The 24,701-nt window shown below is 53.0% G+C and carries 20 protein-coding genes; 8 read left to right on the forward strand and 12 right to left on the reverse strand.

From position 1 onward, the window contains the following. On the forward strand, nt 1-2,424 hold a 2,424-nt coding region (locus CKL79_RS17370), incomplete at its 5' end, for a Calx-beta domain-containing protein (RefSeq protein WP_170944100.1). A 322-nt stretch (nt 2,425-2,746) separates the two neighbouring features. Here the strand turns inward: CKL79_RS17370 and CKL79_RS17375 are convergent. The 7 genes from CKL79_RS17375 to CKL79_RS17405 all read right to left on the reverse strand — a co-directional run bounded on the left by CKL79_RS17375 (nt 2,747) and on the right by CKL79_RS17405 (nt 10,987). Beyond that, a complete protein-coding gene (locus tag CKL79_RS17375) occupies nt 2,747-3,568 on the reverse strand; it encodes a 3'-5' exonuclease (RefSeq protein WP_121970840.1) in 822 nt (273 codons plus the stop codon). Between the two features lie 35 nt (nt 3,569-3,603). Beyond that, on the reverse strand, nt 3,604-4,785 hold the full coding sequence (locus CKL79_RS17380; RefSeq protein WP_121970841.1) for an aldo/keto reductase: 1,182 nt from the start codon (nt 4,783-4,785) through the stop codon (nt 3,604-3,606). 90 nt (nt 4,786-4,875) lie between these two features. Continuing rightward, nucleotides 4,876-6,918, reverse strand: coding sequence for a sodium:proton antiporter (locus tag CKL79_RS17385; protein WP_121970842.1), 2,043 nt, complete (start codon nt 6,916-6,918; stop codon nt 4,876-4,878). A 76-nt stretch (nt 6,919-6,994) separates the two neighbouring features. After that, nucleotides 6,995-7,735 carry a methyltransferase domain-containing protein gene (locus CKL79_RS17390; protein WP_121970843.1) on the reverse strand — a complete coding sequence of 247 codons (741 nt, stop codon included), beginning with the start codon at nt 7,733-7,735 and terminating at the stop codon, nt 6,995-6,997. Between the two features lie 168 nt (nt 7,736-7,903). After that, nucleotides 7,904-9,613 (reverse strand): Ppx/GppA phosphatase family protein, encoded by a 1,710-nt coding sequence (locus tag CKL79_RS17395; protein WP_121970844.1) that lies wholly within the window; start codon nt 9,611-9,613, stop codon nt 7,904-7,906. A gap of 158 nt (nt 9,614-9,771) precedes the next feature. Beyond that, complete coding sequence (locus CKL79_RS17400) at nt 9,772-10,185, reverse strand: DUF1499 domain-containing protein (protein ID WP_121970845.1); 414 nt, start codon at nt 10,183-10,185, stop codon at nt 9,772-9,774. 61 nt (nt 10,186-10,246) lie between these two features. Then, the gene (locus CKL79_RS17405) at nt 10,247-10,987 is read right to left on the reverse strand and encodes a fatty acid desaturase (protein WP_121970846.1); all 741 of its coding nucleotides are present in this window, start codon (nt 10,985-10,987) and stop codon (nt 10,247-10,249) included. A 309-nt stretch (nt 10,988-11,296) separates the two neighbouring features. Between CKL79_RS17405 and CKL79_RS17410 the strand changes: the two genes are divergently transcribed. After that, nucleotides 11,297-11,794: a pyridoxamine 5'-phosphate oxidase family protein gene (locus tag CKL79_RS17410; RefSeq protein ID WP_121970847.1), complete on the forward strand. Its 498-nt coding sequence runs from the start codon at nt 11,297-11,299 to the stop codon at nt 11,792-11,794. 13 nt (nt 11,795-11,807) lie between these two features. Here the strand turns inward: CKL79_RS17410 and CKL79_RS17415 are convergent, their stop codons facing one another. Continuing rightward, on the reverse strand, nt 11,808-12,017 hold the full coding sequence (locus CKL79_RS17415) for a DUF4327 family protein (RefSeq protein WP_121970848.1): 210 nt from the start codon (nt 12,015-12,017) through the stop codon (nt 11,808-11,810). Between the two features lie 782 nt (nt 12,018-12,799). Here CKL79_RS17415 and thrS point away from each other — a divergent pair. From thrS to CKL79_RS17435, 4 genes are all read left to right on the forward strand, one after another. After that, entirely contained in the window at nt 12,800-14,626 is a 1,827-nt protein-coding gene (gene thrS, locus CKL79_RS17420; RefSeq protein WP_121970849.1) for a threonine--tRNA ligase, read from the forward strand. Nucleotides 14,627-14,747: 121 nt separating this feature from the next. Beyond that, nucleotides 14,748-15,686, forward strand: coding sequence for a homoserine kinase (thrB, locus tag CKL79_RS17425; protein WP_121970850.1), 939 nt, complete (start codon nt 14,748-14,750; stop codon nt 15,684-15,686). A gap of 215 nt (nt 15,687-15,901) precedes the next feature. Continuing rightward, nucleotides 15,902-17,491, forward strand: coding sequence for an NAD(P)H-quinone oxidoreductase subunit 4 (locus CKL79_RS17430; RefSeq protein WP_121970851.1), 1,590 nt, complete (start codon nt 15,902-15,904; stop codon nt 17,489-17,491). Nucleotides 17,492-17,507: 16 nt separating this feature from the next. Continuing rightward, nucleotides 17,508-18,065 (forward strand): GNAT family N-acetyltransferase, encoded by a 558-nt coding sequence (locus CKL79_RS17435; protein WP_121970852.1) that lies wholly within the window; start codon nt 17,508-17,510, stop codon nt 18,063-18,065. A 72-nt stretch (nt 18,066-18,137) separates the two neighbouring features. Here the strand turns inward: CKL79_RS17435 and CKL79_RS17440 are convergent, their stop codons facing one another. The 3 genes from CKL79_RS17440 to CKL79_RS17450 form a co-directional block, all read right to left on the reverse strand. Beyond that, entirely contained in the window at nt 18,138-18,569 is a 432-nt protein-coding gene (locus CKL79_RS17440; RefSeq protein ID WP_121970853.1) for a hypothetical protein, read from the reverse strand. Between the two features lie 206 nt (nt 18,570-18,775). After that, complete coding sequence (locus tag CKL79_RS23530) at nt 18,776-18,913, reverse strand: hypothetical protein (protein WP_205879136.1); 138 nt, start codon at nt 18,911-18,913, stop codon at nt 18,776-18,778. Further along, nucleotides 18,910-19,275, reverse strand: a complete 366-nt coding sequence (locus CKL79_RS17450) for a hypothetical protein (RefSeq protein ID WP_121970854.1) — start codon at nt 19,273-19,275, stop codon at nt 18,910-18,912. Before CKL79_RS17450 ends, CKL79_RS23530 begins: the two co-directional genes overlap by 4 nt. A gap of 206 nt (nt 19,276-19,481) precedes the next feature. On the opposite strand from CKL79_RS17450, the gene CKL79_RS17455 reads away from it, so the two are divergent. Both CKL79_RS17455 and CKL79_RS17460 read left to right on the forward strand, forming a co-directional pair. Then, nucleotides 19,482-20,963, forward strand: a complete 1,482-nt coding sequence (locus CKL79_RS17455) for a TldD/PmbA family protein (protein ID WP_121970855.1) — start codon at nt 19,482-19,484, stop codon at nt 20,961-20,963. Between the two features lie 38 nt (nt 20,964-21,001). After that, complete coding sequence (locus tag CKL79_RS17460; RefSeq protein ID WP_121970856.1) at nt 21,002-22,345, forward strand: TldD/PmbA family protein; 1,344 nt, start codon at nt 21,002-21,004, stop codon at nt 22,343-22,345. Nucleotides 22,346-22,486: 141 nt separating this feature from the next. Here the strand turns inward: CKL79_RS17460 and CKL79_RS17465 are convergent, their stop codons facing one another. Beyond that, nucleotides 22,487-24,688 carry a polysaccharide biosynthesis tyrosine autokinase gene (locus CKL79_RS17465; protein ID WP_121970857.1) on the reverse strand — a complete coding sequence of 734 codons (2,202 nt, stop codon included), beginning with the start codon at nt 24,686-24,688 and terminating at the stop codon, nt 22,487-22,489. Between the last annotated feature and the right edge of the window lie 13 nt (nt 24,689-24,701).

Here is a 24,701-nt window from a genome sequence, read left to right on the forward strand (position 1 = left end):
GGCGGTTACGGCGGTTACGGCGGTTACGGCGGTTACGGCGGTTACGGCGGCGGCGGCGGCGGCTTCGGCGGCGGCGGCGAAGGCGGCGGCAGCGGTGGGGCTGGCGGCTTCGGCGGCGGCAGCGGTGGGGCTGGCGGCTTCGGCGGCGGCAGCGGTGGGGCTGGCGGTGGCGGTGCGGGCATGGGGGGAAGTATCTTCATCCGCAGCGGCTCCCTAACCGTTTCTAATAGCAGCTTTACTGACAGCACCGCTACAGGCGGCACGGGTAATCAACCTGGCAAAGGGCTCGGGGGCGCAATTTTCGCGATGAAGTCTACCAGCGCTGAGCCAGTGAACGGCAATCCGCAGGGAATGCCCAGCAGTCTCCCTACAGTCGCCCTTAGCAACGTCACTTTCTCAGGCAACACCGCTGCCGACAGCGGTACTGACCCTACGCCTAACACAATCACATCAGGTACTGACCTAAATACCGAAGACCTTTTTGGTAAAACCATCGCTCTGACCAGCGATGTAACAGCACCTATCCTCAGCAGCATCACCCGACAAAGCCCTCTCAGTAGCTCCACCGACGCTGATAGCTTAGTTTTCCGTGCTACCTTCAACGAATCTGTGAAGAACGTCGATGCTACAGACTTTATAGCCGCTGCCACGACGGCTGCTATTAGTGTTAACGCAATCAGCCTTTCAGTTTATGACATCACTCTATCTGGAGGCGACTTAGCCGACCTCAACGGTACAGTGGGACTCGACCTCGCTATTGGGCAAGACATTACTGATTTGGCAGGCAACGCTCTGCCAGCAGGAGAGCCTGCTACTGATGAAACATACATACTGAGCAATATTCCTCCTATTTTATCGACTGTTGAGTTTTCTACCGATACATTCGTCGTCAGCGAAGGCGCAGGCACCAGCAATAGTGTCACGCTCATCCGCACGGGGGACACTATCGGCACCTCAATCGTACAGGTCAGCATCACTGGCGGCACAGCTACAGGCGGCACTGACTACAACAGCAACAGTTTCCCTCTGACTGTGGTCTTCAATCCTAACGAAACATCTAAAACAGTCGAAATCCCGATCACAGATGACAGCTTAGCCGAAGGCAACGAAACCATCGTTCTGAGTGTTGCCGACATCAGCAACGCGACTATTGGCTCTCAAGCCACAGCAACGCTCACTATCACTGACAACGACTCTCCCGGCTTCACACTCAGCCGCAACAGCGCCACCGTCAGCGAATCTGGCACGACAGAACAGTTCATCCTCACCCTAAACACCCAACCGCTCTCTGATGTCGTCTTCAACATTGTCAGCAGCGATCCTGGCGAGGCCATCGCAGCGCCGACCAGCGTCATGCTCAACAGCGCCAACTGGAACACTGGCGTATCGGTCATCATCACAGGTGTAGACGATACCGAAGTCGATGGCGACCAAATCAGTACACTCACCATCAGCGTAGATGCGGATAAAAGCGATGATGCCTTCGATAGCTTAAGCCCTCAGACGATCTCCGTCACTACCCTTGATGATGATACGCCTGGTCCTGGTCCATCGCCTAAATCCGGTCAGCTAACGCCTAGAGCCGAGTCAAAAGTGCTAGAGGTGACCAGTCTAGGCACGGCTAACTCTCTCAAACTACAGCTAGAGCAAGTCGGCATCAATAGCGTCAGCGACCTGCTCGTCTTCAGCACCGATGCGCTAGGCAACAGCCGCACTCAGATCGGCAGCTTCTCGCTGCTCAAAGGCGGTCAGCTACCCGCTGCCTATGCCCCAGACTTTACCCTGAACAGTAGCGATATTGCCGAGGGTAAGTTCCTTCAGTTTGAGCTGGTGCAAAATGGCGTCACCCAAACTGCAACTGCCAAGCTCGGTCAGGATGGTCAGGTAGAACTCGACTTTGGCGACGGCACCCGGCTGCTAGCAGCCCTTACCAGCCAAACCTCAACGACAAACCTGCTCCGCGACGATGCCGCAACGATTGACCTCACCGATATCACCGATCCGCTCAGCATTGAATTTATGGTCTACCGTGAGGCCGCGTTTAACAACACAGTAGGGCTCTATCGCACGGATGATGCTAGCGGCGGCATTAAAGACATCACAGGCAATCTCATCAACCCAGGCCAAGCCGGTTACAAAGAGGCAGCTTTGGCCAGACAGCTAGACGTGCGGCTTACCGGCCAAAACGGTCAGGTCAGCAGCTTTTCGGCTAACGTAGCGGGCGGCGGCTTCCTCAGCACATTTCTAATTGTCGATGGGGCTAACCCGGCAGCTAACGAAGTGTACTTTGGTCATATGGGTGCCAACTCAGACGGCAACGACCACGCCAAAATGCTTGGTAACAACACATTTGGCTTTGAAGATATGGCAGGATTAGGCGATCGCGACTTCAATGATGTCGTTGTCAAGTTCGCAGTAGTCTAACTCACTGAATAGCTGTATATCAGTAAAAAGGCGATCACTTCATGAGTAGGAGCGATCGCCTTTTTGCCATAAACCCAGTCTGCCAAATGGCAGCGCTAGTACACAAACCCCGAAGCAAATAGAACAACTGTCAGTACGCCTGCTAAAATCATCAGCGCCTTACCCGCATCCCAACTGCCTTTCCATGAATATTTTGCTTTGTCTGTCTCAGGCATTGTTCATCACCATAGCAACATGTTTCCTAAGATTAGACCTTGTATGCAGAGGATTCATCTCTCTTGAGGGAGGCTTCTTGAGGTTAGGAAGCAGTGAAGCGATCGCGCTACAGTAGTAGCGACATCTGCTGCCCCTGCTGCTCATAGTAAAACGTCTCCACTCCCCAGCGGCGGTACATCGGCACCTTTTGTCGAGAGGACAGGCGGCTTTCCACCTGAGCGGCATCCAGCTTTTGCTGAGCCTCTTCTTTACGGCAGTTCAAAATCTTCGCAGCGTCTTGCAGCCGAATCCACTGCTGACCAAAGCGCTTGATTAAAGTCTCGTCGTCTTCCTGCTGAATCTGAGTGAGCAAAATTTTGGCCAGCAGCCAGCAGGCTTTGGTATCGGCCTCGGCTCGGTGTGAAGTGTCTACGTCAAACTTAAAATGCTTGACCAGGTTGGGCAGGCTGCGCGAGGGTAAATCGGCCAGCAGCAGGCGAGAGAGCAGCACCGTGCAAAACTTTTGCAGCGGCGGCTTATAAAAGCGAATGCCTAAGCGCTTGTATTCAGTGCGCAAAAAAGCATAGTCAAAATCTATGTTGTGAGCGGTAAAAGTGCCTTCTTGTAGCAGCGGCAGGCACTTGGGCCAGATCTCCTCAGGCGGCGGCGACGGGTAAACCATCTCTGGCGTGATGCCGGTGATTTTGGTGATAAATTCAGGAATTTTCACCTTGGGATTAATCAGGTAGGTCTCCTGATGCTGCAATCCATCGGCCAGACTCGCCTTGATCACAGATACTTCAATCACCCGCGCATTGTGACCGAGCGAGCCGGTGGTTTCGGTATCGACTATGGTTAGCGCTGACTGACTGACCTGGCGGTAGTAGGTGAGTAGCTCGGTGGATAGGAGGGCGGATTGGCCTTGGAATTTTGCGGCGTGGGCGACCATGGGGTAAGGAGGAAAGGGGATGGGGAAAGGGAGGATTATTGTTGGGAGAGGCGTTTGACATCGTTGCCGCCTAGCTTCTCATGAATTTTGGCTAAGCGCTGGGGGATGGTGCTGGCATGGGGGCTGTGACGCAAGCTTTCGCTCAGATCCAGGTCGGTTACTTTGTCGGCTTTGTAGCCGGGGAACCAGTGGCCGCCGCTGCCCAGCAGATTGTAGCGAGCCTGAGCGTATTCGGTCATGTCGAAGGCTTCTATGAGGTTGCCGAGCCAGAGGGCTATGGCAATGTTGATATTTCCTGGGGTCGATTGAATGTCGGGCAGTCCTTTTTGCCAGGTGCGGTACCAGCTTTCGCCGAGGGTGGCGATCGCCCGCTCTTCCAGTTTGTCCAAAATTGGCGGCAAAATCTCATCCACCCGGTCAAGCAGCGGCAGCGCCTTCAGGTGCTCATCAAAGTCTGAAGGCTCAGCGGCACCGAGGCTGAGCGTATGCACCTGCGGCTGGCTCAGGCAAAAGAGATCGTTAAAGACCATCGGGCTCAGCGGCGCACATAGCTCAACCAGACGCTGCGGCGGACTGTACAGGTGACCACCTTTGTCTGATGGGCTGATGATGAAGACGCCCATATCGCGCTGGGTAGCCGCTTCGATGGCTCGCCAATTGTCTTGAAAGATGTAATACCAGTGGACGTTTACATAGTCGAACAGGTTGGTCTCTATGGCATCGACAATGATCTGCGTCGGGCCATGCGTCGAAAACCCGATATGGCGTACTTTGCCCTGCGCCTGAAGCTTTTTAGCGACATCGACGCAGCCCCCAGGGCGCACACTGTACGCTAGCGTGTCAGCATTGTTAATGCCGTGAAAGCCCAGCAGATCGATATAGTCTAACTGGAGATTGTCGAGCGAAGTTTCAACCGTTTCTAAAAAGTCTTGAGGGTTCGGTTTGGGAGAGACTTTGGTTTGAATAATCAGCTCGCTGCGCTCAAACTGCGGCAGCACCTTACCGAGCTGAATTTCTGAGGTGCCGTAGCCCCTAGCCGTTTCGATGTGGTTAATCCCTAGCTCAATGGCCCGGTGAATGGTCGCCTCTAAATTTTCCTGATTTTTTTGAGGAATGTCAGCAGGCGACAGATCTTGCCACGAGTGCTGATAGCGCATTCCCCCGCAGGAGAACACAGGCATTTGCAGTTCGGTGCGACCAAAGCGACGATAGAGCATTCGGTAAGATTTTAGTTGAATTAGGTGATTGCCTGTCTGATTGTAGTAAAAGATCGAGAGTTAGGCAGCGCAGCAGGCTCGCACGGTGGCTCAGGCGTCAGCTCCCTCAAATTTTCGACAGACTGTTTCGGCGACGCCCGTAGAAATAACACCATTCTCCAATAGAGCTGCGATCGCTGCTTCCCGCCCCGAATAGGCCACTCGCTCGGCAATATGGCGCTCAAACCGATGGGCCGCCGCCGGCTGCTGCTGGCTACTGCGGACAATTCGCGCCTGAGCGTTCTGCTGCCCTGAGTGGTAGTAGTCCATACAGTCGTGGAAGGTTCGATGGGTGCGGCAGTCTTCAGGCAGCGCTTGCAGTCGTTTGATTACCCGATGGCTGACCTGAGCGATCGCCAGGTCACATTCATACAAAATTGAAAACTGCTCCATGCCAACGCGATCGCGCCACCTTTTTTTCGGCAGCCACCGCTTAGCCCACCGCCTGACACTCGCCTCAATCCGGGTGGTTAGTATGCGATCGCTCAGTGCCATCGGCGGCAAATGGCCCGCTGCAACCTCGCTCTGTCGGGCGCTGATACCCAGGCTCACCCGCATAAAAGCGGTCGCCGAGAGGATGCCGCTATCGTGCATTTGCCGGTACGCCTGCTTTTCAACCGTCAGTGCTTGCCGCCATAGCGCTTGCTGGCGCTGCTCCGGGTCGGTCTTCATATCGTCCCAAATGCTTTCTAGCTGGGCCTCGGCTTCGCTGCGCGCCTGCTCAATTTGAGCGGTGACCTGGTCTATTTCCATCTGGTATTGCTTGCCTTCCAAGCTCAGGTCTGAGAGCGCGTCTAGAGCCCTATCACCGGCACTCAGCAAAGCCTCTGCGGTCTCCAAACGGTCGATCACTGAAGACTTGTCAAAGCCCAGACGCTTCAGCAAAGCCGCCATCGTCGTTCCCGGCACCAGCAGCGTAAACAGGGCCACACCGAGCGTAAGCGCCACTAAAAAACGGCCATCATCAACCTCATTTTCCAGGCTGAGCGCAAGGGCCAGGCCCACTGCCCCCCGCAGACCGCCCCACACCAGAATGGCCTGCTCTCTCAACTCAATCGGAGGAGCGGTGTGAATGCGGTTAATCAGCGGAATCAGCGTGAAGACAACGACGGCGCGGGCGAGGAAAATGGCCGCGATCGCCACGCCCAAAGCCGCCATCAAAGGCTTAATTTCTGTGACTTCTTGCAGCACCTGAGCGGTAGCCAGTCCCACCAGCAAAAAGATCAGGCTATTGGTGACGAAAGAGAGATATTCCCACAGCTCATGCAAAAACTGCCGCGACTGGGGTCTGAGGCGCACCGACACCATCCAGCTAGTAACCATGCCCGCGCTCATCACTGCAATCACACCTGATATCTGCAAATAGTGCTCGGCCAGAATAAAAGTGCCAAAGGCCAGAATCGCTGAAAGGGTGCCCTGAATAAAAGGATTGCGACGGGCGGCAATCAGCAAGTAGCTAGTAGCCCAGGCAAGCGTTGCGCCGATGAGGATGCCGCCAAACAATGAGCTAGAAAATGAGGTGAGCGCGGCAATGGGCAGATTGTCGGTCTCCATCGAGGCCGCCGCCACAATCAAGTTGAAGGTGACAATCGCAGTCGCGTCATTAAACAGACTCTCTCCTTCTACCAGCACCACCAACTGCTCCGGCACGCCTAAGCTCTTGAACAAGGCAATCACAGCCACCGGATCAGTTGCAGAAATCAGCGCCCCAAATAGCAGCGCCTCGCGCCAGCCCAAGGGCGTCAGCCACACCATCAGGAGGCTGGCAATAGCAGTGGCGCTCAACAGCCCCACAGTTGCCAGCAGCAGCACCGGCGTAATATTGCGCAGCAGCAGCCTGGAATTCAGCGTCAGGGCTGATTCGAATATCAGTGGCGGTAAAAACAGAAATAAAATCGCTTCGTGAGAAAGGTTAAGACCAGTCAGGGCTGCTACCCCTGGAATACTTTCGCTAGTGAAACCCAAGATCAGGCCGACGATAACCAAACCGATGGTGTAGGGAAAGTGAAGGCGATGGAGCGCGATCGCGCTCAAGCAAGCCACCAGCAGCAGTCCCAGCACCGTCATTTGAAACGTCAGCAGTGAAGAATCCATGGGTTGAGCCTGCCCTACAGATGAAGAGCCAGTTTGAGTCAGCTAACATCCATTATTATCAGCGGTAGCTGGGCCTTTACAGTAATTCTTCATCTGGCTTCATTGCTATCACTCTCAGCCGCCGATAGTCTGCTATCCATTCTTTTTCTTGATAGAGCTGAGGCGCAGCAGCTTCGACCGCTCTTACTGTCTCTGCCCACGCTTCAGCAGACAGGTCGGTAAAAAAGCGCTGACCAAACATCTCTAACCATCCGGCTAGCCCGGCTTCTCCGAGCGGCATCGGTCGATCAAACAGATGGGCATAAACAACTTCTAGTCCGGCACTTTCGAGCAGAGTGGCATATTCACTCAGGCTAGGAAAATACCAGGGGTTAAGCGATCGCCTGCTGACTTCTGATAATGCCTTCAGAATCGTTTGCACGTTGCCTTTCCCACCAAATTCGACAATGAACCGTCCGCCAAGCTTGAGAGCTGCGGCGATACAGTGAGCAGCCGGTTCTGCCTGAGTCACCCAGTGCAGCGCTGCGTTAGAAAATACGGCGTCTACGGGTTCCGATAGCTGAAAGTTAGCCGCATCGCCGACTTGAAAGGTGATATCAGGGTAGTTGGTTTGGGCTTGAGCGATCATGGCCGGGTCGCTATCCAACCCGATCACCGCTGCCCCACTCGCCGCAATCTGCTCAGTTAGCTGCCCCGGCCCACAGCCCAAATCTAAAATGCGCTCTCCCGCCTGAGGCTTGAGCAGCTCTAGTAAGCTTTCGCCATGCTGCCAAACGTAGCTGTGCCGGTTTTGATAGGCTGCGGCATTCCAATTCATATCAATAGGCAGAGAATACCTACCATCCTAATCGAGCTTGTTATAGCTGTCCAATTGACGCGGCGTAACAGAGCCTTTGATGTCGTGCTTACCAAACACTCTATGACAGAACTACTGGAACGAGCAATCGAGCAGTTGAGAAGCTTTGAATTCAGCAACGCCGATAATTTACGGGATAATCCCCTGAGCAGCTAGCTGAGCTTTGACCTCAAGGCCGAAAACCTCCTCAAACCAAGCTTTTTTATAGTCGATATTCCACAGTTCTAACTCGCAGTTGTTGTCTGGTCGAACAGGGGTGAGTTGAATTGAGAGAGTTTTGTTGTCTTCGTCGTAGTGGGCGCTGAGGCTGGCGATCGCCCTACTCCGCCCCCGATCTAGCGCCACTGCTAACCGTAAAATAGCGCTGAGCTGATCGACCATCTTGCGCTCTTGTTTGCTTGGTAGATTGCTGTAATTTTCGTGACGACGCTTGGGCTGACTCTTGCGGTGATAGCGAGCAATATTAGCAATAATCTCCACTTCGGTTTCAGTAAAGCCCAACAAACTGCCGTTGCGAATGAGATAGTAAGAATGTTTGTGATGAGCTGAGTGACTGATGTAATGGCCGCTGTTGTGCAGCATCGCCGCCGCCCACAGGTACTCTCGCTCTGCGGGCTCCCAATTGTGCAGTACGCCTTGCGTTTGGTCAAACAGGGCAGTCGCGAAATTGGCAACGCGATCGCCGTCTGCTTTATATTTATTGGCCATTTTAATCACAGACCGGTTGCGCACCGAAGCCTGAAATTCCATCCGGTCTTCAATCAGGCCGTGCGTTAGCATCCAGTCAACTACGACGCCTTCACGCAGCGATCGCTCACAAATCTTCAGCTGATCAACCGCGAGCAGCTCCATCGCCACCTGCAAAATAATTGCCCCGGCGACAATAATCTCCGCCCGTCGGTCAGACATCCCCGGCAAATTCAGCCGATCTTCATAGCTGAGCTTACGCAGGCGATTGACCCAGTGACTCAGCTCGTCGTAGGTGAGACAGCAGCCATTGAGTGGGTTAGGCTCTATGCCCAGCCTATCGACAGCCGCCAATACAGCCAGGCACTCGATAGTGCCTGAAGTGCCAATCAGACGAAGCGTTTGCGCAGCCGCATCCCCTTGACCAAACTTCTTTTGGAACTTCTCTCTGAGCTTATCAACCGTTGGCTCTAGAACACCGCGTACGTAAGCCCGCAGGTACTCATACTCTTTTCTACTGAGCGGATCGGTTGAGACAAACTTAGCTGTAAGCCGCACTGCCCCCACCTTGTTGCTGCTCAAAAAGTCTGGCGGCCCACCGTTACCCAACATGATCTCCGTAGAGCCGCCGCCAATGTCGATCAGCGCATGGGGCCGACTCCTCAGCTCCATGCCGGAGATGACGCCTAGGTAAATTCGCCTGGCTTCTTCCGTGCCAGAAATCAGATTAATGGACAGGCCAACCTCCGCCTTGACCCGGTCTATAAATATCTGGCCATTGCCCGCTTCGCGCACCGCGCTGGTCGCCACAGCCACTACATCGTCTGCGTTAAACCGGTGGGCTACCTTCAGACAGCGCTTCAGAGAAGAAATGCCTCGGGCCATCGCGGCTTCTGTCAGGTTGCCAGTGTCTTCACAAAAGTCGCCCAGGCGCACCGTGTCTTTTTCTTTGCCAATCACGTTAAACGACGGCAAGGCCGGGTCAACGGTGGCAATCACCATATGAATAGAGTTTGTGCCAATATCGATCGCTGCCAGCACAAATTCTTGGCGATCGCTTTGATTAAATGGACTGCCTAGCGCCTGATGATCGGGAGAATGAGAGGAAGGGTCAGGCTGAAGCGGAAACTCTGCGGAGACAGGATTAACCATCAAAATACGAAAATTTCTAACGCGCAATTCACCCTTTTCACTATATGGGGTATGCCCCCTCACTGTGAATGCCTTTAGGGCCAAGTTTGCGAAGTCTACGTAGAGATTTGCTGATCTTTATCTAACCACTTTTAGCCACCTGCATTTATCCGCCTGCTTTACTGAGCGGCGACGAACTGACGGCGAATTTCTTCGGTTCGTTTGCGGTTTGCACCCAGGTCAGATTTACCCAGTCGCGCTGCCGAACGAGTATGAATGACTGATTCTCCGGGAGTCGCATAGAATTCGACATCGTCTACAAAGCCCATCAGCTTGCTAGAAAACTCAGCGTAAAGATAGTCATCGCTGACCTGATTGATCTTAGAGCGCTCCATACCTTCAATGATTTGCTTAAGGCGCTCAATGGCAGCTTTGGTCGGTCCGCTGTAGCTGAAGGAAGCGATCGCATGTTCTGTGTCGTCGGCAGGCGCTTGAGAGCAGACGCAGTTCGGCTTGTCAGGGCAGCTTTTGAGCTGACCGCTGGTAATGCCTAAGTCGGTCGGTGGCGTACCGGAAAAAGAAAATAAAGACACGGTAGAAATCCCTTTAAAGTTTTATGGCTGAATTTATGGCAGCATGCCTATTAACGGTACGCTACTGGTTGTGCATAGAAGGCAGCTTGTACCACGGCAAATGAGGATACTGATGATGCTCCCAATGATAGTCGAAATGGTAGCAGCTCAAAAATGACAAAAAGGGTGAGGCATGGCTGCTATTAGCCCGGTGGGCGTTAGTGTAGCCATTGGCAGGTCGCCGGTGAGGGCGATAGGTACCAAAGTAAAAGAGCTGCCATGAGCTAAGCGCCTGCGGTAATAGCCAAAACAAAGCCGCGTTAAGCAATGGCACATGAAACCAAAAGATCAGCGGGTAGAACAGAAAAGACATGCCCCAAAAGATGATTGCGCCCTGCCCGTTTTGCAGATAGCCCCACATAAACTGAAAATACCAGGTGATAAAGTTGCCCGGATAGTAGTCGGGATCAGTGGCTTGCGCTGGGGTGCGATGATGCTGCTGGTGACAGGCCGATAGCCGGTCATAAGAGAGCATGCTGTACACGCCTAAAATAAACCGCCCGGCCCAGTCATTAACCTTAGGATAGGCAGGCATCAGCGTTCCGTGCATCGCGTCGTGGGCCAAAATAAACAGCCCCGTGTGTAAAAAAGAGCGCCCGGCAATGATAGCGATGGTTATCACGATGGGTAGTTCTCTAGCCTCTGGCAGCACGAACAGGCTACCGTATGCAGTCAGCACCCACAGCAAAACAATAGCGATCGCTATAGAAATAGAGACAAAAGATTCTCTGATTAAAGCAGCAGACAAAGAGCGAACGGACATAGATCAAGAGAACCTGAGTTAAGAACTGCGCAGCAAGCCGGAGCGAGACCCTTGAAGCGGGTTTGTATAGAAATATTAAGATGGCTATACTGTACAGTAACAGGCATTTAGCTGAGACGTGAACTGTCTATCGGGTGATCTGTCTCCCGGTTCTATTAGTCCCCCGGTTCTATTAAATAGAGACAGCGTAGATTACTTTCACCTAGCAGCACTTAAGACCTGCTGCTCGCGCCCCGTGGGCTGTATCGGTTCGCAGCAGCTTCTCTGTTTGTATACTTCTGTTGATCTTTAATTTATTCAAGAGTATTTATGCAAGAGTTGCCTCAAGACCAGCTAGCCGAGCTATATCAGTCTTTCCCTAAGCAGTTTAAGAGCGTTATTTTAGGAACGGTCAGCGCCCAAGGGGAGCCTCAAGCGAGCTATGCGCCCTGCGTAGTCGATGAAGAGCGCAATATCTACATTTTTGTCAGTGGTCTCTCTGCCCACACCCAAAACCTGACGGCGACCGGTAGAGCGAGCGCTTTATTTATCCAAGACGAAGCGCAAACCCCACAGATGTTTGCTCGCAAGCGATTGAGCTACAGCTGCGAAGCGACCTTGTTAGAGCGGCAGAGCGATCGCTGGCAGACCATTGCTGAGCAGTTTGAGTCTCGCTTTGGCAACATTATTGAAGTGATGAAAGGTCTGGCTGATTTTCGGATTTTTCAGCTGAGCCCTCAGTCAGGACGCTTCGTAGTCGGGTTTGGCGCGGCCTACGACATCGACCCTAACGACTTGAGCCAGCTCATCCACAAGGGCAAACCGTAGGCTAGCCAAGGTGCTAGGCGCTCACTTCGTCTTCTTCTTCCCAGCAGTCTACCGCGAGCAAATCGCCAATAGAGTCTTGCATGGTGAAGTCAAACGACTCCAGTTCGGATTTCCAGTGGGGCCACTTGTCGCCGAAGATAAAGGCAATCTTCCAGAGACTGTCAGTGGGCTGGATGGCTTTGGTATCAACCAGCGATCGCACTTTGCGCTGAAATTTTGCCATAGGATGGGCTGCTACCGATGGGGACAACGGTGCAGGAGCAGTTATTTGTGTCATGAATTCGACTGTGTGAATACTTTCAGAATGATGTTTACTTGTGAAGACCTGGCACTAGACCCGGTCAATGATTGAGGAAAACGGAAATACTAGTGCAGATAGGCAACTGTTAGCGACTAAACATTACTGACCTGAGGCATGGCTAACCTGAGAATCTAGCTCAAGGGCACAGCACCGATTTTAAAGGCTAAATGCTTAGATACACCTGGCTACGCGCTTCTTTTTTTGGCTACAGCCAACCGGTTGATGAAGCTTCCAAACCGGCGCTATCAATATATAGCGAATAAAGCGTATCACAGCTCTATGCCGTTAATCTTTCGTAAGAATAATCTTTTTGTTGAAAAGAGAGGTCTATCTTCAGAAAGATTCGACCAGAGCCGATATCAATAGATGAGGCGTTTATCAAGAGATGCCGTTTTTACAGACTTCTAACGATCCCTTACTGGTTAGTCTAGCAGAAGGATCAGCTGCTGCGGCATTTTTGCAGTTATCTGTCGTTAATCAGGCGAGGGCTCCGCCAAAATACTGGTATCTTTGCCTGAGGCGATCGCGGCTGTCCGGCTCTGGCTTGCCTCTACACCGATTGCCTTACGGGCGGCATCTATAACCGGGAGCTTCGCGCTACACTAATTACCTCACAGCCCGTCCGTCTGGCCTGTGGCTTGCCCGTTTAGATGCCTTTCGAGTGCCCTTTGATCAGGGGCTCAGTTCTATTTAGCAGTTTTCTTATGGTTGCTTCCCCAGATTTCGCTCAGGCCAATGCTCCCGATGAAGCCCCTGAGATCAAATTACTTCGCACCGACGAATCTGAAAAATTAGAGCGTATTCGCCACACCTTCTCTCACGTCATGGCGATGGCAGTGCAGCGCCTGTTCCCAAAGACGCAGGTGACGATTGGCCCATCGATTGAGTACGGTTTTTACTACGATTTTGACAATCCGGAGCCCTTCACCGAAAAAGATCTGAAGGCGATCAAAAAGGAGATGATCAAGATCATCAAAAAAGGACTGCCGGTGATCCGCGAGGAGGTCAGCCGGGAAGAAGCCAAGCAGCGAATTGAGGAACTGGGCGAACCTTACAAGCTAGAAATTTTAGAAGGGCTGCAAGAGCCAATTACGCTCTATCACCTGGGCGACCAGTGGTGGGATCTGTGCGCCGGGCCGCACATTGAGACGACCAAAGACCTTAACCCTAAAGCGTTTGATCTGGAAAGTGTAGCAGGTGCATACTGGCGCGGTGATGAAAATCGGGCGCAGCTGCAGCGCATCTATGGCACCGCTTGGGAAACGCCTGAGGAACTAAAAGAGTACAAGCGTCGTAAAGAAGAAGCCAAACGGCGCGACCACCGCAAGCTGGGCAAAGAGCTAGGGCTGTTTGTCTTTTCAGACGATGTCGGCCCGGGGCTACCGATGTGGACGCCTAAGGGTACGCTGCTGCGCTCTACTTTAGAAGATTTTCTTAAAAGTGAGCAGGTAAAGCGGGGCTACTTGCCAGTCGTGACGCCGCACATTGGTCGGGTAGAGCTATTTAAGCTGTCGGGGCACTGGCAAAAGTACAAAGAAGACCTCTTCCCGATGATGGGCAAGACTGAGGAGGAGGGCTTTGTGCTCAAGGCGATGAACTGCCCCTTCCATGTCCAAATTTATAAGAGTCAGCTGCGGTCTTATAAGGAGTTGCCGCTGCGCTATGCCGAATTTGGCACGGTCTACCGCTACGAGCAGTCAGGTGAACTCAGCGGGCTGACGCGGGTGCGCGGATTTACGCAAGACGACGCTCACCTCTTTATCACGCCCGACCAGCTGAATGAAGAATTTCTCAAGGTGGTAGACCTCATTCAGACGACGCTGCGAGCTTTGCAACTGGATAAATCTTTCCGGGCGCGACTGAGCTTTCGCGATCCTGATTCTGACAAGTACATCGGCTCAGACGAAGCCTGGGAAAAATCTCAAAGCGCCATTCGTCAGGCCGTAGAGACGATGGGGATGGATCACTTTGAAGGGATTGGCGAGGCAGCTTTTTATGGCCCCAAGCTAGATTTCATTGTGCGCGATGCGCTAGATCGCGAATGGCAGCTAGGGACGGTACAGGTGGACTACACCCTGCCAGAGCGGTTTGACTTGGAGTACGTTGCCGAAGATGGGAGCCGTCAGCGGCCTGTAATGATTCACCGGGCTCCTTTTGGCTCTTTAGAAAGGTTGATCGGCATTTTGATCGAGCAGTATGCGGGTGATTTTCCGCTGTGGCTTGCGCCTGAGCAGGTGCGGCTGCTGCCTGTGACCGCCGACCAGTGGGACTATGCGAATGAGGCGGCGGCTCAGATGCAGTTGCTGGGCGTCAGAGTGACGGTAGATACGAGCGGCGAACGCTTAGGCAAGATGATCCGCAACGCCGAAAAATCTAAGATCCCGGTGATGGCAGTGATTGGGGCGAAAGAGGTGGAGGGCAATACGCTGAGCATTCGCACCCGGCAGCAGTCTGGAGATTTGGGGGCGATCGCCCTACCGGAAGTTCTAGATCGGCTGAAGACGGCTTTGAGCGATCGCAGCGATTTCTAGTCATCACGGCTTAGCAAGGATGCTTTGCGTTCGTGAGCTGACAACTGGCGGTGCAGTTTCTCAAATATCGCTCCATCATGCGGTACCTTAGGCATTACTTGATCTAAAGGTTCTCGCTTACGTGCCTTCTTCCGTCACTGTCACTGTGCCTGCGACCACCGCTAATATCGGCCCCGGGTTTGACTGTCTAGGGGCCGCACTCAGCCTGTATAACCGCTTTCATTTCACCCCTTTTACGCCGCTCTCAGACAGCGCGCCGTTTCAAATTACGGTGGAAGGCACTGAGGCGAAGCGAGTGAATGCTGGGCCAAGTAACCTCGTGTACCGGGCATATTTAAAGTGCTACGAGCGCATCGGTCAAAGTCCGCCGCCTATCCATATAAAAATTGTGCTAGGCGTGCCGCTTTCACGCGGGTTAGGTAGCTCATCTACGGCAATTGTCGGGGGCATTATGGGCGCGAATGCGCTGGCTGGGTCACCGCTAGACTCGACGGCGCTGGCAGCGCTAGCCAATGAATTGGAAGGGCATCCGGATAATGTGGTTCCGGCACTGCTAGGGGGCGCTCAGCTAGCGGTGGTGACCCAAGGCCGTTTGCAGCTCTGCGATCTGGCCTGGCATGAATCAGTCGTCCCGATCGTGATTATCCCTGAGTTTGAGCTATCGACAGCGGATGCGCGGCGGGTGCTACCGACCAGGTACAGCCGGGCAGATGCCATCTTCAATACGGCTCATTTGGGGCTGCTGCTGCGGGGGCTAGCGACGGGCAATGGCGATTGGATCGCGGGGGGGATGAGCGATCGCATTCATCAGCCCTACCGCAAAAAGCTGATTCCCGGCTACGACAATGTCCACCGCGCGGCACTACAAGCAGGGGCTTGGGGTTTAGTGATCAGCGGCGCTGGGCCAACGTTACTAGCACTGAGCGCGCCCGATGCTGCCGATACCGTCCGTGCTGCCATGGCAGCGGCTTGGGCATCTCAGAGCTTTGCTGCGCATGCTCACTGCTTGAGGCTGGATACGCGGGGGGCGATCGCCGAACCCATCGGCTCACCCGTTTGACCTGGCAATACTTCCGTTTAGCAAATTAACTCTTTAACCAAATTGATATGAATCATTTGAGAATCGAACCACCTGCCTCTGTCAATGGTTCATTAAGTTTTGTATACTGCCCAATGGACGCATTTAAAACAGGGGCTGCTCTCTACTTCTTTTGGAATGATTGCCTCTTTCAGAATGACTGCGTCCCTGTCGCTATCGGAATTGCGTGAATTGTAATGATCGGTGAACAATTTCCATGGCTGACGTTCCTAGTGATCTTCCCGCTTTTGGCAGCAATACCTATTCCCTTGCTGCCAGATCAAGATGGTAAAACCATCCGCCGGTACGCACTGGGAGCGAGCCTGGCCGAATTTGGCCTAATTATCTATACCTTTGCCACCCAGTACGAAATGGGGTCGCCTGGGCTACAGCTCGTTGATGAGTTTTCCTGGATTCCTCAGTTTGGCCTGAGCTGGTCACTGGGCGTTGATGGCCTTTCTTTTCCGCTGGTGATGCTCAGCGGGCTAGTGACTACGCTAGCCGTCATCGCCTCCTGGAATATCAAGCTAAAGCCGCGTCTGTATTACTGTATGCTGCTGCTGATTTTTAGCGCCCAGCTCGGCGTGTTTTTGGCTCAGGACATGATGCTATTTTTCATCATGTGGGAGATAGAGCTGGTGCCGGTGTATCTGCTGATCTCTATTTGGGGCGGAGAAAGGCGGCTTTATGCAGCGACTAAGTTCATTATCTATACGGCTACATGTTCTGTATTTATTTTGGTGGTGGCGCTGGCGCTGGCTTTCTATGGCACGGGCGTCAGCTTTAACTTCAGTGAGCTAGCTACTAAGGAGTATTCGCTGCCCTTTCAGCTTATTTGCTACTTAGGGCTGCTGATTGCCTTCGGCGCTAAGCTGCCCATTTTCCCGCTTCATACCTGGTTGCCCGATGCCCATAGCGAAGCCCCGGCACCTGTTTCGATGATATTGGCCGGTGTGCTGCTAAAAATGGCAGGTTACGGTCTCATCCGCATGAATATCGAGATTTTACCGGATGCACACCTGTACTTTGCCCCTGTTTTAGCCGTTCTAGGCGTCATCAATATCGTGTATGCGTCGCTGACGGCCTTTGCTCAGGACAATCTTAAACGGCGGCTGGCTTATTCTTCAGTCGGTCACATGGGGTTTGTCCTGCTGGGCTTAGCGGCATTTAATTCGCTCGGTATGAGCGGAGCCATGCTGCAGATGATCTCTCACGGGCTAGTGGCGGCAGTGCTATTTTTCTTGTCTGGCGTGGCTTACGAGCGTACGCACACGCTCTCTATGGGAAAAATGGGCGGTATGGCCAAAGCAATGCCGGTAACGTTCGCACTGTTTACTGCTGGCGCGATGGCGTCCCTGGCATTGCCTGGGATGAGCGGCTTCATTGCTGAAATCACGGTGTTTTTGGGCATGGCCACCAGCAATGCCTATAATACTTTCTTTAAAGCCGGCATCATCCTGCTAGCGGCGGTGGGCGTCGTACTGACGCCGATCTATTTGCTGTCGATGCTGCGTCAGGTTTTCTATGGCGAGATCGGCGAAGTCAAGCCGCCTCAAGATGAATCTTGGAGTATTTTGCCGCGTGAAGCGTTTGTGGCCCTTTGTTTCCTGGTGCCCATTATTGGCATTGGCCTGTACCCCAAAGTAGCTATTCAAACTTACAGCGCGAAGACGGTACAGGTGGCAGCTCAGATTGAAACAACACTGCCTAATGTTCCTGATGCTGCGCCGCTCTCTAAGGTAATGACGATGCCGGGGGCTGAGCAGATTATCGCACCCTCGCTATAGTTCGGAGCGGTCAGTCGTGACGAAAATCTACGAGTTGGAAACAGAGCGTTTATATCTGCGTCAGTGGACTGAGGCGGATAAGGCTCCGTTTGCGAATCTCAACGCAGACGAGCGGGTGATGGAGTTTTTCCCGCGTCCGCTGTCGCGTTCGGAAAGCGACGCTATGGTCGATAGGATTCAGCGGTCAATTACTCAGCGAGGCTGGGGCTGGTGGGCGGTAGAGGTTAAGCATAAGCATCCCTTTATCGGCTTTGTCGGCCTCAACATTCCCTCGGTAGATCTCCCTTTTAATCCCTGTGTTGAAACGGGGTGGCGGTTGGACAGCTCGTATTGGGGGCGCGGCTATGCAACTGAAGCTGCAAGCGCTGCTCTATCGCTGGGGTTTGGAACGCTAGCGCTAGATGAGATAGTTGCGTTTACGACGGTGGATAATGTGCGATCGCAGGCCGTCGTGCAAAAGCTCGGCATGCACCGCGCCCCCTCCACCTTTATTTACCCTGGCGAGTCATTAGAGCACTACCTTTACAAACGCTCGCGGGCAGACTGGCAAGCTCAAAACCCATCGACACCATGAAACAAATAGCCTTAAATCAGCATCTCTGCACAGGCAACCGTAGGTGCTGACTAAAACAATGTTGAATCCTGCTTAACTATCTTCGGTAGCTGGATCTAGAACGGCCTTATTTTGAGCATTCACCTGCAGCAGACGCATTAAGCCGCCTGTCATGACACCGGTGAGGGCGATCGCAATATTCAACAGCGATACAAATATCGGCTCTGCCGCCCCCACCAAAAAGGTAGAGATGCCCCAGAGCAAGGTCAGCATGAGGGCAAATCCAGCCGCATGAGCGATAGGAGCCCGCTGAGCGACGAGCGCCACGAGGTAGCCGCTGAGGGTAGAAAAGCCCAGCCCGCTGATGGCAGCAAACGCTAAAAATTGCGAAGTCAAAGCATGTCCCTCGCCGCTCAGCCAGACACCGTAAAGTAGGGCAGTGGTGACGCTGATAGTCAGATAGCCCACGCCGAGCGAAAGGCAGGTGAGAAGTATTGGCCGGAGCTTTTGGGAGAAGGGTTTCATGGAACGATGGAGGATGAACGAGGAACGATGCATCAGAATTGAGAAAAGATGGTAGCGCTGTGAAATCAGGCGACCCGATGTATTAACAGAACCTTCTGGGTTCAGCTAATAAAATAAGGATGCCCGCGTCTGTATTCTTTTAGCTTTGATCAATCATGAGCCCTGAAGCTAGCCACAGCATGCGCTCTTGTAAGCGATCGCGCCGGTTAATCTGAAGCAACCGAACGGTCGATCTCGTGGGATCTAAAAGCAAATGCCCCCGGCTGCAAGCAGTATTCGCAACAGTCATAGGCTCGCTCTACCACCACGCGCCGCAGTTGTGCAGGCACGTAAGTTTTACTCATACTGCGCGATCCTGTTCCTGCTGCTTCAGATATGCTTTTGCTTTCGCCATCCGAACCACATGTTCCAAGTATTCGTACTGCTTCCAGAGCAAAACGTCTTGGGCTGTTAGCGTCTCAGCCTTATATTTTTCTGAGAGCTGATCAATTTGAGCTTGCAAACTCGACGAAGGTCGCAGCGCCAAAACTTCTGCTGGCGTTGGCAAATTGGCCAAAAACTCCAGCACCTCCGCAAAACCATTAAACCCCTCTCGGGGCCGAGAAGTTAGCTCATCGACGCCCAAAGCTAACACTTGAGGAAGCTGATCTTCTAGTCCAGAAATCTTATCGAGCAGGTCTTCAGGAAGATCGAGGGTGATTTGCATATTGCGCAAAGGAACTTTGTACTCAGTATAGGTATATCTCCGTCGGTTTTGTCTGTAGCCCTGAGTCTGCAGTCCTGAGACAGAACGCTACGGTCAGGAGCAATTGTCTCCGCAAAACTCGTAAAGACCGAACAGACCGGCAGCGCCCTATGATCCAGCGCATTTGCTAAGCTAATGGGAAATATTGATAAGGAACTGCCGCCGGTATGACAGCTGCCATTTTTGACCAGCCCTTGCGCCTAGAACAGATTCCCTCGCTGACTTACCAGTCCACCCCGGATCGCTTCGATCAGACCTGGGAAGCGCCGCTCTCTACATTACTGGGATTAGGCCGCGCGGTCGGCGCAGACTTTGTCGAATTCTTCCTGGAGCGCAACAATTACATTAGCTGCCTGGCCGAAGACGATGCGATTACCAGCCTCTCACCCAGGCTAGTTTCTGGCGCAGGCGTGCGCGTCTTCAAGGGCAACTCTGACTGCTACGTCAGCACCAATGACCTCACCTTTAACGGCCTGAAAGCAGCGCTGGAAAAAGGCTTGGCCATTATGGGGCTGGAGCTGCCTGGCCCTCATGCCCACGTTCCAGAACTCAACCTGGAGCCCCTGCGCGACTACGGCACCACCCGCGCCAAGGAAAACTGGCTGGCGAGCTGCACCTCCATGCAAACCATGGGAGAAGTATTGCTCGAAGCCAACGCGGCGCTCGCTAAAAAAGCAACCCATGTGCAGGCTCGCCGTGCGGCCTACTTCCGCGATTGGCAGGAAGTGCTGGTTGCTTCCAGCGATGGCACCTTTGCCCGCGATATTCGCCTGACTCAGTCGGTTGGCTACAATCTGCTGTGCGCCGACGGTGAGCACCGCTCTTCGATTGGCGAGCGCTTGGGCAATACGGGCGACCCCAGCTTTTTGACCGCCTGGGACTATGAGCAAACGGCTGAGAAAGTAGCCGAGTCTGCCGGTAAAATGCTGTACGCCGACTACGTGGAGTCGGGCAACTATCCGATTATCATGGCAAACCACTTCGGCGGGGTGATTTTTCATGAAGCCTGTGGTCATCTGCTGGAGACCACGCAAATTGAGCGAGAAACTACGCCCTTTATGCATAAAAAAGGGCAAAAAGTCGCGCACGAAAGCCTTACCGCCTGGGATGAAGGACTTTCTTCTGAAGCCTTTGGCACCATTGATATGGACGATGAAGGCATGCCGGTGCAGCGGACTTTGCTGATTGAAAACGGCATTTTGAAGAACTTTATTTCTGACCGGGCGGGCGAAATGCGCACGGGACATCCGCGTACGGGCAGCGGTCGCCGTCAGAGCTATACTCACGCTGCTGCGTCACGGATGCGCAATACCTACATTGCGCCGGGCAATCACACCGTTGAAGAGCTGTTTGCTTCGGTCGATAAAGGGATTTACTGCAAGAAAATGGGCGGCGGCAGCGTCGGGCCAACCGGACAGTTTAACTTTGCCGTGGATGAAGCCTACCTGATTGAAAATGGCAAAATTACCAAGCCATTGAAAGGAGCAACGCTAATTGGCGAAGCGACTGGCATTATGAACAAGATTTCGATGTGCTCCAACGACATCAGCCTGGCACCGGGGTTTTGCGGGTCGGTGAGCGGCAGTATTTATGTGACGGTGGGTCAGCCGCATATTCGGGTAGATGACATCACTGTCGGTGGCCGGTAATTCCAATTCGCTAGCAAATAATCCTCGCTTCAATTTTTATGTCTAATATTCAAACCATTGCAAAACAGGCTGAGGCGATCGCTCAAAAGCTCAGCATTGCCAAGTACGACATCTACGGATCTTCTGTCGATGAAACCAGCGTCCAAGTAGACAAGGGCGAGCCCAAGCAGGTCAAAGCTTCTAACCGTTCCAGCGTGATTGTGCGGGTATGGAATGAAGAAAACCAGATTGGCGTCACTTCCACTACCGACGTGGGCGAAACGGGGCTAGAAATGGCGCTGAAAACCGCCTATGAAGCGAGTGCCTTTGGCGTTAGAGAAAACGCGCCTGACTTCAGCCCCCAGGCCACAGCACCTACCGTGAAGGTGGATTTTGAGAAAGCAGATCCTGCGCCCGTGCCCGATCTGATTAAAACGCTAGTAGGGGCAGAAAAAGAAGTCTTGGAGGCACATGAAGCGATCGCCTCTGTTCCCTACAACGGCATCGCCCAGCGCGAAATTGAGCGATTTTATCTCAATAGCGAGGGAGCCCAGCGCAGTGAAGAGCGCTCTTATGCCTCGATTTATCTCTACGGCAAAACCGAGCAAGCGGGTCGTAAGCCCCGAGCTGCCGGAGCCATGCGCGTCAAAAACAGTCTGGCCGAGTTAGATGTAAACGGCTGCACAAAAGAAACCGCTGAAAAGACCATTAGCCATCTGGGCTATGAAAAGATCGCGTCGGGTAAGTACCCGGTTGTGTTTTCAGCGGAGGCTTTCCTCGGTCTGCTCAGCGCTTTTTCTAATATGTACAATGCTCAGAGCGTGTTGGATAATCGCAGTCTCTCCACTGCCGAATCGCTCGGCACTCAGGTAGCCAGTCCGCTGCTCTCTGTGTACGACGACGAGCTGCACCCCGAAAATATTGCGGCTGAAACTTTTGATGGTGAAGGTACCCCCACTCGCCGCCTACCGCTGATTGAAAACGGCGTTTTGAAGAACTTTTTGCACAGCGCTGGCACAGCCAAACGGATGAACGCCGAGCCGACAGGCCACGCTAGCATTGGGGCCAAAGTGAGTATTGGGCTCAACTATCTAGAGGTCTCAGCTGGAGACTCAGCTGATCAGGCTTATCAGCTAGACAGCGTCGATGGTGTCGTCTTAGTCGATGAGCTGCAGGCACTTCATGCGGGCGTTAACGCTTTGCAGGGTTCTTTTTCGCTTCCCTTTGACGGTTGGCTGCTCAAAAACGGTCAGCGGATCAGCGTAGAATCAGCGACTGTCGCTGGAGACTTTCGCCAAGTGCTCAACAGCATTTTGCATATTGAACCTGAGGCTGAAATTACCCCTGGCGGCGTCTGCCCGCGCGTTTGGGTGAGCGAGCTATCAATTACAGGCGAAGCTTAGGTTGCGAAGGGAAACCTGCTGACATCATCACAGCGTCTACGGAATAGGCGCTGTGATATCGCTTTGAGCCGAAACAGTATGCTCTCTGTCAGAGCAAAGTGACTCGCAGTCCCCGAATGCATCCGGGAACCGCTATATCTCCTAGCCTTCTCTGGTCACCATCCCCAGAACATTAATATCAGCGATCCGCAGCTGCTCCATCGCCCGGTCTAGCAGCTGCTGTTTGAGCTTGCCAGGCTGAGTCACTAGCAGCAGGCCGTCGGTGTTGCTCGCCACCAGGTAGGCGTCGGATTGCCCGAGTAAAGGCGGCGTATCGTAAATCACCAGGTCAAACTTAGCCCTGACTTTTTCGGTAAAGCGCTTCATGCTGCGAGAAGAGAACAAACGAGCGGGTTCAAAGGGCGCAGAGCCCGCCGCAATCACGTACAGATTGGGCTCTGGCAAAAACTTTTGAATCAGCGCCGGGTTAGATTCGCCCGAAAACAGATTGGTCAGCCCCTTTTCATTAGACAGCTCCAAATAGTTATGAATCTGAGGATTGCGCAGGTCAGCGTCAATCAGTAACACCCTTTGCCCCATTGCGGCAGCGGCTTCAGCCAGGTGCAGCGCTACAGTCGATTTACCTTCGCCGGGCATCACCGAGCTGACTGCAATGGAGCGAGTGAGATTTGGCGAGTTGAGCAGGCGCAGATTGGTGAAGAGCGAGCGAAAAGACTCGGCGAAGGGGTCATTAGCATAGCCGCTGCTCAGGGGATTTTCACCTAGCTCCGCATTGCTGCCGAATCCGTTGCGATCAGCGCGAATATTGGCCCCAACATACTGCCTGGCGGCAACAGCGCTTCTCTCCAGAGATAATTCTTGAGAAACGCTGTAGGCAGGAATTGACCCCAGTACCGGTAACCGAGTAGACCGTTTGAGATCATCTTCTGAGTGAATGACGCCTGAAGACTCATCGACAAGTAGCGCCACTCCGACCCCTAACAGTAGCCCTAGGGTGCCGCCTAAAAGCAAATATCTGAGCAAATCTGTAGTGACAGCTTGGGGCGGTGTGGGCGGTGTGACTAACTGCCAGGGAATTTCTCGCTGAGCTGCGTCAATTTCTAAAGCCTCTCGTTTTGCAATAAACTGATTTAAGTTTTCAGTTGAAATCTGCAGCTCACGCTGAATTTCGTCGTAATTTCGTGCTACACCCGTCAGCTGACCGACGTCAGTGCTCAGGCCCTGCAATGTCTGCTGCAGCGCTTGCTCTCGGGCTTCTAGCTCTCCAATCTGATTAATGACTTCTCGTTGAGACTGCTCGCCTTCGCTGGCTAGTAGTGCCAACAGATTTCTTCTCTGTTCTTCTAATACTTCCATATCAGGAGCGGTATCTAGATAGAGCGTTGAGTCTTCTGCAATCTGGGCGTCGAGTTCTAATAGCGAGTTGAGCAATGTCTGATATCGGGGGTTTTGAGTCAGGGCTGAAGAAGCTGCCTGGCCTCTAGACTGTACAAGTTGCTGCTTTAAATCGTCAGCAACCGATCGAGTCTGCTTAAGTTGAACTTCAAGCTCTAACTGCTCTTGTGAAAATGAGCCGATTTGTTCAGCGAGCTGAGTGGCCCGAGAAACGGGGTCAATAATGTCGTTTTGCAGCCGCAGATCTTGCAGCCTGGTTTGGAGAGTGTTGACCCTTTTGCCCAGATCCGGTAGCTTTTGCTCAACAAACTCTAAGCCACGACGAATGTCAGCTTGTTTTGTTTCTAAACTGTAGTCTAGATAGGCTTGAGAAAGCTTATCTAGAACAAACTGAACTGCTTGCGGATCGGGGTTTTGGAATACGGCTTGAACAATAGTTGAGTTCTCATCGAGTGCATCTTCTAGCGCATCTACAGATAGCTGACTGCTAATGCTTTGGTAGCAAAAATCAGTTGCGCTGGTCGAGGTGCTAACAGCTATCTCTTCGGGAACCTCGCAAAGGCTCGGATAGCTCGACTGGACCTGTTCGATTACAGGCATGAGGACTGTCGGGCTTTTTAATATCCTTAGTAAATCTTCGTCGACGGTGACTGCTGACCGGGTTGGTCGTTCGTCATTGCTAAAAGTTTCGGGGATATTAGAGATAACTTCCGTTTCGGCGCTGCCTGGCTGCACTAAAAATTCAAACTTACCCACATACTCAGGAGTGTCATTCAACACCTTTAATCCTGCCGCTGCCGTAGTCGCAACTGTGATCCCTACAATGATCCACCAGTTCCGGATCAGGCTGCGCAGCAGTCGCCCTAAATCTAAAGTTTCTTCTGGCTCTTCAGGAGCGACAACGGGCTGATTGATCTTTGGTAGCTGCAAAATTTCGTCAGTTTTCATATTATTCCGGGGA

It is taken from the genome of Leptolyngbya sp. BC1307, assembly GCF_002286735.1.
Classification (GTDB): domain Bacteria; phylum Cyanobacteriota; class Cyanobacteriia; order Phormidesmidales; family Phormidesmidaceae; genus Phormidesmis.